This is a genomic window from Marinobacter daqiaonensis, from assembly GCF_900115285.1.
In the GTDB taxonomy this organism is placed as follows: domain Bacteria; phylum Pseudomonadota; class Gammaproteobacteria; order Pseudomonadales; family Oleiphilaceae; genus Marinobacter; species Marinobacter daqiaonensis.
Map to the genome: position 1 here is coordinate 2,422,136 of NZ_FOYW01000001.1, position 14,609 is coordinate 2,436,744.

Below are 14,609 nucleotides of genomic sequence, written 5' to 3' on the forward strand. Positions count from 1 at the left end.
CCCGGTTATGGCAACAGCGATCGCACATCTTCCGGTGCCTCCTCGTTCTGGGCCTGGCCCTTGTCCTTGCCGCCGATGGCCATGCCCGCCACCTTGTAGAAGTGGTAGTCGTGGTCCTTTCCGGGGCCGTTGATCAGCAGATCCTCTTTCTCGTAGACCAGTTGCTGGCGATCGTACTCGCCCATCTCGAAGTCCGGTGTCAGCTGGATGGCGGAGGTGGGGCAGGCTTCCTCGCACATGCCGCAGAAGATGCACCGTGAAAAATTGATGCGGAAGAATTCCGGATACCAGCGGCCGTCCTCCTGCTCGCCCTTCTGTAGTGAAATGCAGTCCACCGGACAGGCCACCGCGCAGAGGTTGCAGGCGACGCAACGCTCCTCGCCGTCGGGGTCACGGGTCAGCACAATCCTGCCCCGGTACCGGGGTGGCAGGTAAACCTCCTCCTCCGGGTAATTCACCGTCTCCCGTTTGCGGAAACTGTGCATGAACACCATGCCCAGCGTACGCAACTGGGACCAGGTGGCTGGCACGAGCCAGAGCACGGACTTGATGTACGGGACCTTGTTCTCTTTCATCGGGTCCTCCTCAGGCATCCGGGGCAACCAGCAGGATGACGGCGCCGGTTGCCAGCAGGTTGATCAGGGTCAGGGGCAGGCAGATCTTCCATCCGAAGTTCATCACCCGGTCATAACGGGGCCGGGGCAGCGAGGCCCGCAGCAGGATGAACAGCATCAGGAAGAAGCCGGTCTTGATGGCGAACCACAGGATCGGCGGCAGCAGGGGCCCATGCCAGCCCCCGAAGAACAGCGTCACGATCAGCGCCGAGACCAGCAGCATGCCCACGTATTCGCCTATGAAGAACATGCCGAACTTCATACTGGAGTATTCAACATGATAGCCGTCAGCCAGTTCCTGCTCCGCTTCCGGCTGGTCGAAGGGGTGCCGGTGGGTCACCGCGATACCGGCAATCAAAAAGGTGGCGAAGCCGAAGAACTGGGGAATGACGAACCAGAAGCCTTCCTGGGCGGCGACGATGTCCCGCAGGTTGAAGGAGCCGGCCAGGGCCACCACGCCCATCAGCGACAGCCCCATGAATACTTCGTAGGAGAGGGTCTGGGCCGAGGCTCGCAGCGCGCCCAGCAGGGCATACTTGTTACCGCTGGCCCAGCCCCCGAGCAGCACGGCGTAGACGTTGATGCCCGCCATGGCCAGGAAGAACAGCAGCCCGATGTGAAGGTCTGCTACGCCCCAGCCCGGGGTGATGGGGATGATGATGAATGACAGCAACAGCGAGGCGAAGGCGATCACCGGCGCGATCACGAACAGGGGCCGGTCGGCGAAGGGCGGAATCCAGTCTTCCTTGAAGAAGATCTTGATCATGTCCGCCACCAGCTGAAGTGTTCCGAAAGGGCCAACCCGGTTGGGGCCATAACGGTCCTGCCACAGCCCCAGCAGGCGCCGTTCCACAACGGTCAGCACGGCCCCGAGGAGAACCGCCCCCAGCAGGATCACCAGGGCCTGGAACATGGCCCAGAGCACGGCTGCAATTTCGGGTGTCCACCAGTTCATGACGGCCCTCCCGGCGTGGTTTCATCCATCCTGCCCGGCGTCGGAAGCCTGGTCCCCTGGGCGAGCCCGGGAATCAGGCCGGCGGGCAGGCCGGCCCAGCCCCGAGGCCACCCCGGCTGCTCCACCAGCGGAAGAATCCGGCTCTCCCCTGCCAGTTCTATCCTGAGCAGGTCCCCCTCCCGCAGCTCCAGGGCCTCGGCATCGTCCGGCGAAAGCAGGACCACAGGCGACGTCATCCGTTGCCGGATGGGCTCGGCCAGGGATGAGGTTTCCTCGCCGCCGAACAGGCGTGGCAGGATCAGCGCCCGCAAGGACTCCGCGTCATGGGAGGCGGCTGGCGGAATCTCCTTCGGATAGTCGAACCGGACCGGCTGGCGGTGCAGGATGCGTATACCGGGATCCCCGCCGCGCAGGTGGCCGCCCACCTCATCCGTGAACTTGTTCCAGGCCTGGGGAGAGTTCCAGCCCGGCGCCCAGGCGAAGGGTACCTGCTGCCGGGGCCGCTCCGAGCCGCTGTAACCCTCCATGGAGAAAGCAAAGGCGGTGTCCGGGTCCTGCGCCGGCCGCGGTTCGTTCACGTTGAGATTGGCCCGCATGGCCGTGCGACCGCTGTAGCGATGAGGCTCCCGGGCCAGCTTCAGGCCCTCTACCCGGTAGTCCGATCCCGGCGCCGCCGCAGTGATGCCGATCAGAGCGGGGAATTCCACGGCGCAGGCCTGGGTGACGGTATCGAGGGTAATCTCCGGTGGAACGCCATCCTGGAGCTTTGCGGTCAGGGCATGGAGCCAGCGCCAGCTTTCATGGAGCCGGGTTTCCGGACGCAGGTAGCCGGGGTCGAAAACCTGGAAGAAGCGCTGGGCCCGTCCCTCCAGGTTCACCAGGGTGCCGTCGGCCTCGGCAAAACTGGCCGCGGGCAGAATGAAGCTTGCCTGTTCCAGCGTTGGTGTACGCTGGTGGTCCAGCACCACTTTTATCTCGGCAGCGGCCAGGGCCTGGTCCACCTGCTCCCGGGGTCTGCGCTGGTAGAGGTCGTTTTCCAGCACCACCACCGCATCGGCCCGGCCCTGCTCCAGTTCCTCCAGGGCCCAGTCCAGGGGTGGTCCGCCCATCAGCGAGAGCCCGGTGCTGTTGGCCTCGCGACGGATCAGCATCAGTCCGCCACGCCTGGCCCGGCGGGACAGGGCCTGGGCAATTGCGCCGGCAGCCTGCAGGATGGCGATGGAGCAAAGTGAGCCACCACTGACCAGCAGGGGCCGTTCCGCCGCCATCAGGATGTCGGCTATCCGCCGTGCCGACTTCGTGCTGGCCTCGTCCAGACCCGCTACCGCCGGTGCAGCCGGGTCGATACAATGAGCCACGGCAAAGCCCAGCCGGGCGATGTCGTCCGGCGCCATGGCAAGCCGGTCTTCGGCCACGTCGTCCAGGCCCGTGGGCGCCGGCCAGGCGATGAAGAGCGGGTGATACCGGTCCTGACCAAGGGTCTTCAGCGCTTCGGCGTTCCAGGCGGGTACACCGATTTTCTCCCCGAAGCTGACCCTTCGGGACAGGACCGCCTGGCGGATATTGAGGCCAAGCCGCGCGGCGCTCTGGATGGGGTCCTCGCCCAGCACCAGCACGGCGTCGTGATCTTCAATCTGCCGTGGCGTGGGCGTGGCCAGGCCGGCGCTTTGCTGGAGGTGGTTCATCAGCTCCAGACAGGCCTGTTCGTCGGCCTCGATGCCGGTGGAGAAATTCTCGCTGCCAACCAGGGCCCGAAGCTGGTGGTTGCTCTCCAGACTGGCCCGGGGCGAACCGATACCAATGACCCGGCGGGCGTGGCGCAGGGAATCGCTGATCCGTGCCAGGGCGGTGTCCACTTCCAGGCTGGCAGGTTCGCTCCGGGGTGTTTCCCGCCATTCCGGCAGCCTGGGCCGGTCCTCCCGGTTCACATAGCCATAGCCGAAGCGGCCGCGGTCGCAGAGGAAGTAACCATTCACTTCGCCGTGATAGCGGTTCTCGATGCGGCGGATATCACCGTAGCGTTCACCGGGGCTGATGTTGCAGCCGACGGCGCACTGATGGCAGATACCCGGCGCGAACTGCAGGTCCCACTTGCGGGTGTATTGCTCGGAATGGCTCTTGTCGGTGAAGACGCCGGTGGGACACACCTCGGTGAGGTTGCCGGCGAACTCATTCTCCAGAATACCATCCTCATAGCGGCCGAAGTAGACGTTGTCCTTGGCACCGAAGGCTCCAAGGTCGGTGCCGCCGGCATAGTCATTGTAGAAGCGCACGCAGCGGTAGCAGGTGATGCAGCGGTTCATCTCATGGGCAATGAACGGCCCGAGGTACTGATTGCGGCGGGTGCGCTTGCGGAAACGGTAGCGGCGTCGGTCATGGCCGGTCATCACCGTCATGTCCTGCAGATGGCAATGGCCGCCCTCCTCGCAGACCGGGCAGTCGTGGGGGTGGTTGATCATCAGCCACTCCACCACACTGGCACGAAAGGCACGGGCCTCGTCGTCCTCAATGTCGATCCGGGTCTGGTCCTCTGCCGGGGTCATGCAGGACATCACCAGCATGCCCGTGTCGTCGTCTTCGTCCTTGTACTGGCGCACAGCGCACTGGCGGCAGGCACCGACACTGCCCATGGCCGGGTGCCAGCAGAAATAGGGAATGTCCAGGCCAAGGGACAGGCAGGCCTGGAGCAGGTTCTGGGCCCCGTTCACTTCGTAGCTCTGTCCGTCCACATGAATGATTGCCATGGTATGGTTCTACCCTCTCCTGATCGTACCTGTCAGATTGGCCCTGGCCCTGTTCATACTGAACCCACCGGAATGGGATCCTGGTGGGCCGGTCCCCGGGACTGGGTGATGCCCTGCTCGAACTCATGCCGGAAGTGCTTCAGGGCGGTCTCCAGCGGCATGGCAGCCCCGGGGGCGTGGGCGCAGAACGTCAGTCCGGGACCGCAATCCGCTGCCAGTTTGTCCAGCAGCTCAATGTCCCCTTCCTCGCCTTCGCCGTGCTCAAGAGCCTGCAGGAGTTTCACTGTCCAGGGCAGTCCGTCGCGGCAGGGGGTACACCAGCCGCAGGACTCACGGGCGAAAAACGCCTCCAGGTTGCGCATCAGTGCCACCATGCTCTGGTTTTCCGGTACCACCGTCAGCAGGCCGGTGCCGAGACGGCTGCCCTCCTTGCCTACGGTGTCGAAATCCAGAGGCAGGTCCAGGTGTTCCGGCAGCAGGAAGCCGGTACTGGCGCCACCGGGCAGCCAGGCCTTGAGCTTGTGGTCGCCCCGCAGGCCTCCGGCCAGCGCGATAATCTCCCGTCCCGTGGTGCCCATGGGCAGTTCCCAGAGTCCTGGCCGATGTACCGGTCCGGAGATCCCGTAGAGCTTGCTACCGCCGTCGTCCGTGCGGTCGCCGGACAGCGCCTGGTACCAGTCGGCGCCGTTGAGGATGACCGCCGGCACGTTGCAAAGGGTTTCCACGTTATTGACCACGGACGGTTTGCCCCAGGCGCCCGACTGGCCGGGAAACGGAGGCTTTGCGCGGGGGTTCGCCCGCTTGCCTTCCAGGGAGCTGATCAGCGCCGTTTCCTCGCCGCAGATGTACCGTCCGGCACCGGTGTGTACCACGATGTCGAAGTCAAAGCCGCTGCCGTCGATGTCGTTGCCCAGCCAGCGGGCCTCGCGGGCTTCCTGCAGGGCCTGGTTGAGCACCCGGGCCGATTCCACGTATTCACCCCGCAGGAAAATGTAACCAGAACGGGAATTATTGGCGTAGGCTCCGAGAATCATCCCCTCGATCAGCAGATGGGGCTGCTGCTCCATGAGCAGGCGGTCCTTGAAGGTACCTGGCTCCATCTCGTCGGCGTTGCAGATCAGGTAACCCCGGGGCATATCGTCGCCCTGCAGGGTCAGGCTCCATTTGAGGCCCGCGGGAAAGCCGGCCCCGCCCCGGCCCCGGACGTTGGCATCCTTCATTGCGGCAATAATCGCCTGGGGATCTCCTTCGCTGAGGGCCCTGCGGACAGACTGGTAGCCGTCCTTGCCCAGGTATTCGTCCAGCCAGACCACCTCGCCGTCATCCCTCAGGCGCCAGGTGAGCGGGTGGGTGTCGGCGCTGCGCTCGCTCTCTGGCTGCATCAGCCGGCTGCGGTAGCGCAGGGAGTTTCGCTGGCTGGCCATGGCGCCGGTCATGGGTAATCCTCCAGCAGGCCGGGCAGATCATCAGGACTGACCGGCCCGTAGGTGTCGTCATCAATCATCAGAGCGGGGGCACCGTCGCAGGCGCCCAGGCAGCAGACCGGCAATAGTGTGAAGCGGTCATCCGGCGTGGTCTGGCCATAATCGATGCCCAGCTGCGTCACCAGCGCCTGCTTCAGGGCGTCGAAACCGGTGAGGAAGCAGGAGCTGCTGTCGCACACCAGAATCACATGACGGCCCACCGGCTGGCGGAAGATCAGACTGTAGAAAGTCGCCACTTCTTCCACTGCTGCCGGGCCTATGCCCAGCACCCGGGCTATGGCACTGATGGCTCCGTCGGGAACCCAGCCGTGGCGGCGCTGGACGATTTTCAGGGCCTCGATGCAGGCGGCCTGGGGCTGCTCGAAGTGATGCACTTCCTCCAGCATCGCTCGTTCATCCGCCGGATGAAGCTCGAAGCCGTCGCTGCCGATAATCCCGGTTGTTGCTGCTCTTGCTGCCATTTCAGCGGTCCACGTCTGCCATCACGAAGTCGATACTGCCCAGGTGGGCGATCAGGTCGGGCACAAAGCCGCCCCGCATTACCGCCGGTATCTGCTGCAGGTGCGGAAAACTCGGGGTACGGATGCGGGTGCGGTAGCTCATGGTGTTGCCGTCACTGGTGAGGTAATAGCTGTTTATGCCCTTGGTGGCTTCCACCATCTGCAGGGACTCATTGGGTTTGAGTACCGGCCCCCAGGACACCTGCAGGAAATGGGTGATCAGGGTTTCGATGTGCTGCAGCATGCGCTCCCGGGGCGGTGGCGTGGTCAGCGGATGGTCCGCCTTGTAGTCGCCGGCAGGCATGAGCTTGACGCACTGCTGAATGATGCGCAGGCTCTGGCGCATCTCTTCGATACGCAGTTGGCCACGGTCGAAGACGTCGCCGTTCTCACCCAGGGGAATCTCGAACTCGAAGTTGTCGTAGCCCGAGTAAGGCCGCTGCTTGCGCAGATCGAAGTTACAGCCGGTGGCACGCAGGTTGGGGCCGGTAACCCCCCACTCCAGGGCATCGGCGGTATTGAAGGCGGCCACGTGGCGGGTCCGCTCCCGGACCAGCGCGTTCTCCATCATCGCCTTCTCATATTCCCGCAGCCGGGGAGGCATCCAGTCGAGGAACTCCTGAACCAGGTTTTCCCACCCCCGGGGCAGGTCCTGTGCGACACCGCCGATGCGATACCAGGCCGGGTGCATCCGGAAGCCGGTAATTCCCTCGATCACTTTGTAGGCCCGCTGACGGTCGCTGAACGTGAAGAACACCGGCGACATGGCTCCCAGGTCCTGCAGATAGGTGCCCAGGAACAGCAGGTGGCTGCTGATCCGGAACATTTCCGCCATCATCACCCGGATGGTCTTGACCCGGTCCGGCACCTCGATCCCGGCGAGCTTTTCCACCGCCAGCACATAGGGCAGGTTGTTCATCACGCCACCGGTGTAGTCCACGCGGTCGGTGTAGGGGATGAAGCTGTGCCAGGACTGGCGCTCGGCCATCTTCTCGGCCCCCCGATGGTGATAGCCGATGTCCGGAACGCAGTCGACGATCTCCTCGCCATCAAGTTGCAGCACCAACCGGAACGCGCCGTGGGCGGATGGGTGGTTGGGGCCCAGGTTGAGAAACATGAACTCAACGCCGTCCCGCTCCCGGGCCATGCCCCAGTGTTCGGGGTCGAAGCGCATGGCCTCCTGCTCGGTCTCCTGGCCGGCCACGGTCAGGGCGTAGGGGTCGAATTCGGTGGCCCGGGCGGGATAGTCCTTGCGCAGGGGATGACCGGTCCAGGTGGGCGGCATCAGGATGCGTTCCAGGTGGGGGTGGCCGGTGACCCCGATGCCGAACATGTCCCAGATTTCCCGCTCGTACCAGTTGGCATTGGCGAACACCGGCGCCACGCTGGGCACCCTGAGGTCTTCCTCCGTCAGGGCGACCTTGAGTATCAGGTCCTCATTCCGTTCCACCGACATCAGGTGGTAGAAGACCGTGAAGTCCGCCGGCGGCAGGCCCTCGCGATGGGTGCGCAGGCGCTCGTCCACGGCAGACAGGTCATAGAGCATTGAAAACGGTGAGGGCTGCGACTTCAGGAAGCTCAGCATATCGGTGAGAGAGTCACGGCGCACCCACAAGACCGGCAGCCCGGTGCGGGTCTGCTGGACATGACAGACACCCTCCCGGAAGCGCTCCAGTAGGGCCTTGATCATCGGATCCCCGGTCGGGAGCGGGTTATCGACGGTGTCTGTGATCATGCCTTGATCGAGCTCCTGGTGTTTCTGGGAAGTCCCCGGTTAGCGGTTCAGAGCACGCGGTTGCACGGCGCTCCCAGGCCGGAACCTGACCGGTCAGAGTTTGTCCGGTGTCCTCAGTTCGGTGGCCTGGATCCTGCGGTCCCGCCACTTTTCACGCTGGGAGGGCATGTCCGCCTTGTAGACGCCCTGGTCGCCCACCACCCATGACAGCGGACGGCGCTCCTCCTGGATGGAGTCCTGAAGCAGCTGCAGGCCCTGCAGGAAGGCCTCGGGCCGGGGCGGGCAGCCGGGCACGTAGACATCCACCGGCAGGAACTTGTCGACACCCTGAACCACTGAATAGATGTCATACATGCCACCGGAATTGGCACAGGAGCCCATGGAAATCACCCACTTGGGCTCCAGCATCTGATCGTAGAGCTGCTGGATGACAGGGGCCATCTTGATGAAGCAGGTGCCGGCAATCACCATGAAATCCGCCTGCCGGGGGGAGGCGCGTATCACCTCCGAGCCGAAGCGGGCAATGTCGTGGGGCGAGGTGAAGGCGGTGGTCATCTCCACGTAACAGCAGGACAGCCCGAAATTGTAGGGCCACAGTGAATTCTTGCGTCCCCAGTTGACCGCCGAATTGAGCACCTCGCTGAGCTTGCCGGTAAAGACGTTGCGCTCAAGCTGCCGCTTGACCGGATCTTCAGCCGGTGTCTGCTGCCGGGCCGGGTAACGGGTGTCGCCGGCTGGCTCTTTGTCGGCCCTTGTCAGGGTATAGGACATGGTACGCCTCCATGGACATCGTTCCCGGAGGCTCGGGCGCCGCCGGGTTGTCGCCATCTGTGATGCGTTGGTTCAGCCTGCCGGCTTCCGGGATCCGCCTTCTGCTGGTTCCGGGGCCCAGTCCAGGGCGCCGGTGCGGCTGTCGTAGATGAGGCCGGCCAGCAGGATCAGGATGAAGATCGCCGCGCCCCAGAAGCCGGTCCAGCCAACCTCGCGGATGACAATGGCCCAGGCGAACAGGAACACGGCCTCAAGATCGAAGATCACGAACAGCATCGCGACCAGGTAGAACTTGACGGAAAAGCGCTGCCGGGCATCGCCGGTTCCAACGATGCCGGATTCGAAAGGCAGAGACTTGCTGACGCCCTGGCTACGACCGCCCAGCAGCGCGGACGCCACCACCATGAAGGCGCACAGGCCCAGGGTGGCGAACACGAAGAAGCCGGTGGCCCAGTGGTGGGCCAGAATGTCGGTAACGTTCTCGGCCATGCACTTTCCCCTGGCAGTGGGTCGGCTGCCGTTGATATCCCCTTTTTTAAAACCTAACAGCGGGCCCGGGATTCCGCAAATTCGGGCCGCGCAAAATCAATGACCTGCATCAAAGGTAGCGCGGAATTGTAATTCCGCCAGGCGGGCATAGAGTGGATTGCGTCGAATCAGCTCGTCATGGGGGCCTGAATCCAGCAGCGTGCCCTGATCCATCACCAGGATGCGGTCCGCATGCTGCACCGTGGCCAGCCGGTGGGCGATGACCAGGGTCGTACGCCCGGACATCAGTTGTGGCATTGCCTGCTGCACCAGATGCTCACTCTCCGCGTCCAGGGCGCTGGTGGCCTCGTCCAGCAGCAGGATCGGGGCGTCCGCGAGTAGAGCCCGGGCGATGGCCAGGCGCTGTTTCTGGCCCCCGGACAGGCCCAGGCCGGTATCACCAAGGGCAGTGTCGTAGCCCCGGGGCAGTGCCCGGATGAACTGGTCCGCATGGGCGATCCGCGCCGCCCGGACAACCTCGTCGAGAGAGGCCCCGGGGCACCCGTAGCGGATATTGTCGGCAATGGTGCCGTGGAACAGGGCCGGGGTCTGCGGCACCAGGGCAAAGCAGCGGCGCAGTTCTTTCGGGCTCACCCGGCGGCTGTCGGTCCCATCCAGAAGAATGGTGCCCTGCTGTGGATCGTAAAAGCGCAGCAACAGATCAAAAAGGGTGGACTTGCCGGCGCCGGAGGGGCCCACCAGGGCAACGGTCTCTCCGGCCCCGATCCTCACCGACAGGTCCCTGATGACCGGGACCTCCAGGCGGGTCGGGTAGCTGAAGCTGACCTGGCGGAACTCGATCTCACCGGATACCGGTTTCGGCAATGTGGTGACACCAGCGGGGTCGGGGTCAATTTCGGTGGGGGTCTGGAGCAGCTCAAAGATTCGTGCGGCGGCCCCGGCGGCCCGCTGCAGTTCGCCGATGACTTCGCTGATGGCCCCGGCCGCTATGCCCACCAGCAGGCTGTAGAAAACGAAGGCGGCCAGTTCACCCGGGCTGATGCGCCCGGCAATCACATCGAGGCCACCGATCCAGATCACCACCCCCACGGCGCCCATTACCAGGGTGATGGCCAGTGTCATCAGCCAGGCCCGCTGGAGGATGCGGTCACGGGCGATCAGGAAGGCGTTTTCCGCCACCGCAGCGAACCGCTCCCGGTCCACCGGCTGGTGATTGAAGGCCTGGACCGTCTTGATCTGGTTGAGGTTCTCCCCCACGTAGCTGCCCACGTCTGCGACCCGGTCCTGGCTCAGTCGTGACAGTTTTCGCACCCTGCGGCCATAGAACAGGATGGGAATGATCACCAGGGGAAAGCCAAAGATGATGACACTGGCGAGCTTGGCATTGGTCACGAACAGCAGGATGACGCCGCCGAACAGCATCAACAGATTACGCAGGGCGATGGACACGGTGGAGCCAATCACCGATTGCAGCACCGTGGTGTCCGCCGTGAACCGGGACTGGATCTCCAGACTGCGATTGCTCTCGTAGAAGCCCGGGTGCAGGTCGAGGAGATGGTTGAACACCTGCTTGCGGATATCCGCCACCACCCGCTCCCCGATCCAGGACACCAGATAGAAGCGGGCAAAGGAGCCCACCGCCAGACCCAGTACCAGCAGGAAGAAGAGACCAACGGACTGTGCCAGCATTGACGGCGACTGGGTGGCCAGGCCCTGGTCCACCAGGATCCGCAGGCCCTGGCCCAGGGAGAGAGTGATGCCGGCGGTGATCACCAGTGCCACCAGGGCGCCGGCGACGGCTTTCCTGTAGGGCAGGACGAAATCCCGGGCGAGAATCAGGGCTCTGCGGTGCTGGCGTGCGATGGTGGCGACTCCGATCGGGTGATAAAGGGACGCTTAGTACGGTCGGTGTTCGTAACCTATCATTCTACGGACTATCATGCCGTATTGATTCAGACCACCGAACGGAAGCCGACTTCTTGCGCCCATACGCCGACAACGACTACCCCGCCCACCACAAACCCGACTGGAAAGTCATTGCCGGCCTCTGGCCCTACCTGGCGGAATACCGGGGGCGGGTGGCCATGGCGGTGCTGCTACTGGTGACCGCCAAGCTGGCCACCGTGGCCACCCCGGTGGCCCTGAAATACATTGTGGACTATCTCGATGCCACCCGCCCCGAACAGATGATCATGTGGATTCCGGTGGCACTGGTGGTGGTCTACGGTCTGCTCCGGTTCGGCAGCACCCTGTTCAGTGAAATGCGGGACGCGGTCTTCGCGAGGGTGGCGGAACGGGCCATGAGGCGTGTCTCCCTGCGGGTGTTCCGGCATCTTCACCAGCTGGAGCTGAGCTTTCATCTGGACCGCAAGACCGGTGGTCTTGCCCGGGACATCGAGCGCGGCACCAACGGCATCAGCTTCCTGCTGCGCTTTACCCTGTTCAACATCGTGCCCACCATCCTGGAGATCGTACTGGTGTCCGCCATTCTGCTGTGGGCCTTCAGCCCGGGCTATGTGCTGGCGATTCTGGTGGCGGTGGTGGTGTATGTGGTGTTTTCGATCCAGGTGACGGAGTGGCGCACCCGGTATGTACGGGAGGCCAATGCCCGCGACAACCAGTCCAATTCCCGGGCGGTGGACAGCCTGCTGAATTACGAGACGGTGAAGTACTTCAACAACGAGGACTTCGAGGCCCGGCAATACGACGAGGACCTGGCGGAATGGGAACAGGCCCGGCTCAGGAACCGGCTGTCCCTGGCGGCCCTCAACACCGGCCAGGCACTGATCATCGGTGTCGCACTGATCGTCATCATGGCGATGGCGGTTCGGGAGGTGGCCAGTGGCGCCATTACCCTCGGTGATTTCACCATGATCAATGCCTACCTGATCCAGCTGTTCATTCCCCTGAACGCCCTGGGTTTTGTCTACCGGGAGATCCGCCAGGCTCTGGTGAACGTCGAAAGGCTGTTCGGCCTGCTCAACGAGCCACCCCTGGTCACCGATGCAGAGGACGCCGAGCCGCTGGAGGTTCGCAAGGGTGAGGTGCGGTTCGAAAACGTGCACTTTGCCTACCAGGCCGCACGCCCCATTCTCCATGGGGTCAGTTTCGAAATACCTGCGGGCCACAAGGTGGCGGTTGTGGGCGCCAGTGGTGCCGGCAAGTCCACCCTGGCGCGGCTGCTGTTCCGGTTCTTCGATGTGGATGATGGCCGCATCGTCATCGATGGCCAGGATATCCGCTCCGTCACCCAGGACAGTCTGCGTGAGGCCATAGGCGTGGTCCCCCAGGACACAGTGCTGTTCAACGATACCCTGTACCGCAACCTCGCCTACGGTCGCCCGGGTGCAACCGAGGAAGAGGTCCACCGGGCGGCGAAGCTGGCGCACCTGGAGCAGTTCATCGAGTCCCTGCCCGACGGCTACCAGACCCCCGTGGGCGAACGCGGCCTGAAACTCTCCGGCGGTGAAAAACAGCGGGTGGCCATTGCCCGGGTGTTTCTGAAGAACCCGCCGATACTGATCCTCGATGAGGCCACCTCCTCCCTGGATACCGTATCCGAGCAGGTGATCCTGGAGGCGTTGCGGGAGGTCAGTGAGCAGCGCACGACCCTGGTCATCGCCCACCGCCTGTCCACCGTCCAGGATGCCGATACAATCCTTGTGATGGCAGACGGCCGGATCGTGGAACGCGGTGACCATCAGCAGTTGCTGGCGGTGGACGGTCGCTATGCCGAACTCTGGAATCGCCAGCAGAAGAGCGGAGAAGCCGAAAGCTCTCCGGATCAGGAGGACTAGCCCGTCATCCGGGCACTCAGGCGAATCATCAGGAGTCCGCTACGGCGATGCCGCCGAGCTTGGTTTCCAGATACTCCTCTATGCCTTCCCGGGCGCCTTCCCGGCCCAGGCCGCTCTCCTTCATGCCGCCAAAGGGTGCCGCCGCGCTGGTGGGATTGATGTCGTTGATGCCGATAATGCCGAAGTCCAGCCCTTCGAACACCCGCATGGCCTGTGACAGGTTCTCGGTGTAGATGTAGGCCGCGAGACCGTAGGCGGTGTCATTCGCCATGGCCAGTGCTTCCGCCTCGGTGTCGAAGGGGATCACCGCCGCCACCGGACCAAAGGTCTCCTCCCGGTAGATCAGCATTTCCGGCGTCACATCGGACAGCAACGTGGGGGCATAAAAGTGCCCGCCGGCCAGCTCGGGCGTCAGCAGTCGCTCGCCCCCTGCCAGCAGCCGGGCGCCCTTGTCCACGGCGTCCCTTACCTGCCGGTCCACCTTGACGATGGCCGCCTCGTTGATCAGTGGCCCGATACGCACGCCTTCATCCATGCCATTGCCCGCGCGCATTCCACCGATGCGCTTGCCCAGTTCCCCGAGGAATGGCTCCATCACCTCCCGCTGAACCAGAATCCGGTTGGGGCTGATGCAGGCCTGGCCGGTGTTGAGGAATTTCACCAGTGACAGTCCCTTGGCGGCATGAACCGGGTCCGCGTCCGCAAATACCAGGGCCGGGGCATGGCCGCCGAGCTCCATGGATACCCGTTTCATATGGCGGGCCGCCCGCTCGTTAAGCATCTTGCCCACGGGGGTGGAGCCGGTGAAGGTGATCTTGCGCACCCGGGGGTCATCACAGAGGGCATTGCCCACCGGCGCGGGGTCCAGCTTGGTGACCAGGTTGACGACGCCTTTTGGAAAGCCCGCCTGTTCGAAGATGCGGAACATCGCCATGGCGCAGAGAGGCGTGGTTTCGGCGGGTTTCAGTACCACCGTACAGCCCGCCGCCAGGGCCGGGCCCACCTTTCGGGTGATCATGGAGATGGGATAGTTCCAGGGGGTTATCGCGCCCACCACCCCAACGGGCTGCTTCTGAACCCAGAAACGCTGGTCCTTCCGTGCTGATGGAATGGTCTGCCCGTAGACCCGCTTGGCCTCCTCGGCGAACCACAACAGGAAATCGGCTCCGTACTGAACCTCGTTCAGGGAGGCTTTCAGCGGTTTGCCCTGCTCCCGGGTCATCAGTTCCGCAAGTTCCCGCTTCTGCTCCAGCATCAGCTGCCAGGCCCGGTACAGCAGACCGGACCGTTCGTAAGCGGTGGTGTGGCGCCAGCTGAATCCAGCGTCATGAGCGGCGCCGATGGCATCATCAATGTGGGCTGCAGAGGCATCCGGCACCTGGCCGATGACTTCGCCGGTGGCGGGGTTGGTGACATCAAAGGTATTCCCGGTCTCGACCCAGGTGCCGTTTATATACATACTTCTGTACCGTGTTGTTTGGGGGAGGCGCGCCAGACGGGTTGCGGCGCTTTATATAAAC

At 63.8% G+C, this 14,609-nt stretch carries 11 protein-coding genes; 1 reads left to right on the plus strand and 10 read right to left on the minus strand.

Going from position 1 to position 14,609, the window contains the following annotated elements:
- Positions 1-5 precede the first annotated feature (5 nt).
- The 9 genes from nuoI to BM346_RS11085 form a co-directional block, all read right to left on the minus strand.
- Positions 6-575 carry an NADH-quinone oxidoreductase subunit NuoI gene (nuoI, locus tag BM346_RS11045; RefSeq protein ID WP_092012193.1) on the minus strand — a complete coding sequence of 190 codons (570 nt, stop codon included), beginning with the start codon at positions 573-575 and terminating at the stop codon, positions 6-8.
- Positions 576-585: 10 nt separating this feature from the next.
- The gene (nuoH, locus tag BM346_RS11050) at positions 586-1,569 is read right to left on the minus strand and encodes an NADH-quinone oxidoreductase subunit NuoH (protein ID WP_092012197.1); all 984 of its coding nucleotides are present in this window, start codon (positions 1,567-1,569) and stop codon (positions 586-588) included.
- Complete coding sequence (gene nuoG, locus BM346_RS11055) at positions 1,566-4,313, minus strand: NADH-quinone oxidoreductase subunit NuoG (protein WP_092012200.1); 2,748 nt, start codon at positions 4,311-4,313, stop codon at positions 1,566-1,568. The genes nuoH and nuoG overlap by 4 nt, the downstream gene beginning before the upstream one ends.
- A gap of 53 nt (positions 4,314-4,366) precedes the next feature.
- The gene (gene nuoF, locus BM346_RS11060) at positions 4,367-5,737 is read right to left on the minus strand and encodes an NADH-quinone oxidoreductase subunit NuoF (protein WP_406812894.1); all 1,371 of its coding nucleotides are present in this window, start codon (positions 5,735-5,737) and stop codon (positions 4,367-4,369) included.
- A gap of 8 nt (positions 5,738-5,745) precedes the next feature.
- Positions 5,746-6,258 carry an NADH-quinone oxidoreductase subunit NuoE gene (gene nuoE / locus BM346_RS11065; RefSeq protein ID WP_092012205.1) on the minus strand — a complete coding sequence of 171 codons (513 nt, stop codon included), beginning with the start codon at positions 6,256-6,258 and terminating at the stop codon, positions 5,746-5,748.
- A 1-nt stretch (position 6,259) separates the two neighbouring features.
- A complete protein-coding gene (gene nuoC, locus BM346_RS11070; RefSeq protein WP_228704329.1) occupies positions 6,260-7,987 on the minus strand; it encodes an NADH-quinone oxidoreductase subunit C/D in 1,728 nt (575 codons plus the stop codon).
- Between the two features lie 138 nt (positions 7,988-8,125).
- The gene (locus BM346_RS11075) at positions 8,126-8,803 is read right to left on the minus strand and encodes an NADH-quinone oxidoreductase subunit B (protein ID WP_092012211.1); all 678 of its coding nucleotides are present in this window, start codon (positions 8,801-8,803) and stop codon (positions 8,126-8,128) included.
- A gap of 72 nt (positions 8,804-8,875) precedes the next feature.
- Positions 8,876-9,292: an NADH-quinone oxidoreductase subunit A gene (locus BM346_RS11080; protein WP_092012214.1), complete on the minus strand. Its 417-nt coding sequence runs from the start codon at positions 9,290-9,292 to the stop codon at positions 8,876-8,878.
- A 96-nt stretch (positions 9,293-9,388) separates the two neighbouring features.
- The gene (locus BM346_RS11085) at positions 9,389-11,131 is read right to left on the minus strand and encodes an ABC transporter transmembrane domain-containing protein (protein WP_092012216.1); all 1,743 of its coding nucleotides are present in this window, start codon (positions 11,129-11,131) and stop codon (positions 9,389-9,391) included.
- A gap of 140 nt (positions 11,132-11,271) precedes the next feature.
- On the opposite strand from BM346_RS11085, the gene BM346_RS11090 reads away from it, so the two are divergent.
- Complete coding sequence (locus BM346_RS11090) at positions 11,272-13,089, plus strand: ABCB family ABC transporter ATP-binding protein/permease (RefSeq protein WP_092012219.1); 1,818 nt, start codon at positions 11,272-11,274, stop codon at positions 13,087-13,089.
- 28 nt (positions 13,090-13,117) lie between these two features.
- Here BM346_RS11090 and BM346_RS11095 read toward each other — a convergent pair whose 3' ends face one another.
- Positions 13,118-14,548, minus strand: coding sequence for an NAD-dependent succinate-semialdehyde dehydrogenase (locus tag BM346_RS11095; RefSeq protein ID WP_092012222.1), 1,431 nt, complete (start codon positions 14,546-14,548; stop codon positions 13,118-13,120).
- Positions 14,549-14,609 lie beyond the last annotated feature (61 nt).

Bases quoted from the DNA above. Each gene is read 5' to 3' on its own strand.
- nuoI (WP_092012193.1), bottom strand. From the start codon at position 575: ATGAAAGAGAACAAGGTCCCGTACATCAAGTCCGTGCTCTGGCTCGTG.
- nuoH (WP_092012197.1), bottom strand. From the start codon at position 1,569: ATGAACTGGTGGACACCCGAAATTGCAGCCGTGCTCTGGGCCATGTTC.
- nuoG (WP_092012200.1), bottom strand. From the start codon at position 4,313: ATGGCAATCATTCATGTGGACGGACAGAGCTACGAAGTGAACGGGGCC.
- nuoF (WP_406812894.1), bottom strand. From the start codon at position 5,737: ATGGCCAGCCAGCGAAACTCCCTGCGCTACCGCAGCCGGCTGATGCAG.
- nuoE (WP_092012205.1), bottom strand. From the start codon at position 6,258: ATGGCAGCAAGAGCAGCAACAACCGGGATTATCGGCAGCGACGGCTTC.
- nuoC (WP_228704329.1), bottom strand. From the start codon at position 7,987: ATGATCAAGGCCCTACTGGAGCGCTTCCGGGAGGGTGTCTGTCATGTC.
- BM346_RS11075 (WP_092012211.1), bottom strand. From the start codon at position 8,803: ATGTCCTATACCCTGACAAGGGCCGACAAAGAGCCAGCCGGCGACACC.
- BM346_RS11080 (WP_092012214.1), bottom strand. From the start codon at position 9,292: ATGGCCGAGAACGTTACCGACATTCTGGCCCACCACTGGGCCACCGGC.
- BM346_RS11095 (WP_092012222.1), bottom strand. From the start codon at position 14,548: ATGTATATAAACGGCACCTGGGTCGAGACCGGGAATACCTTTGATGTC.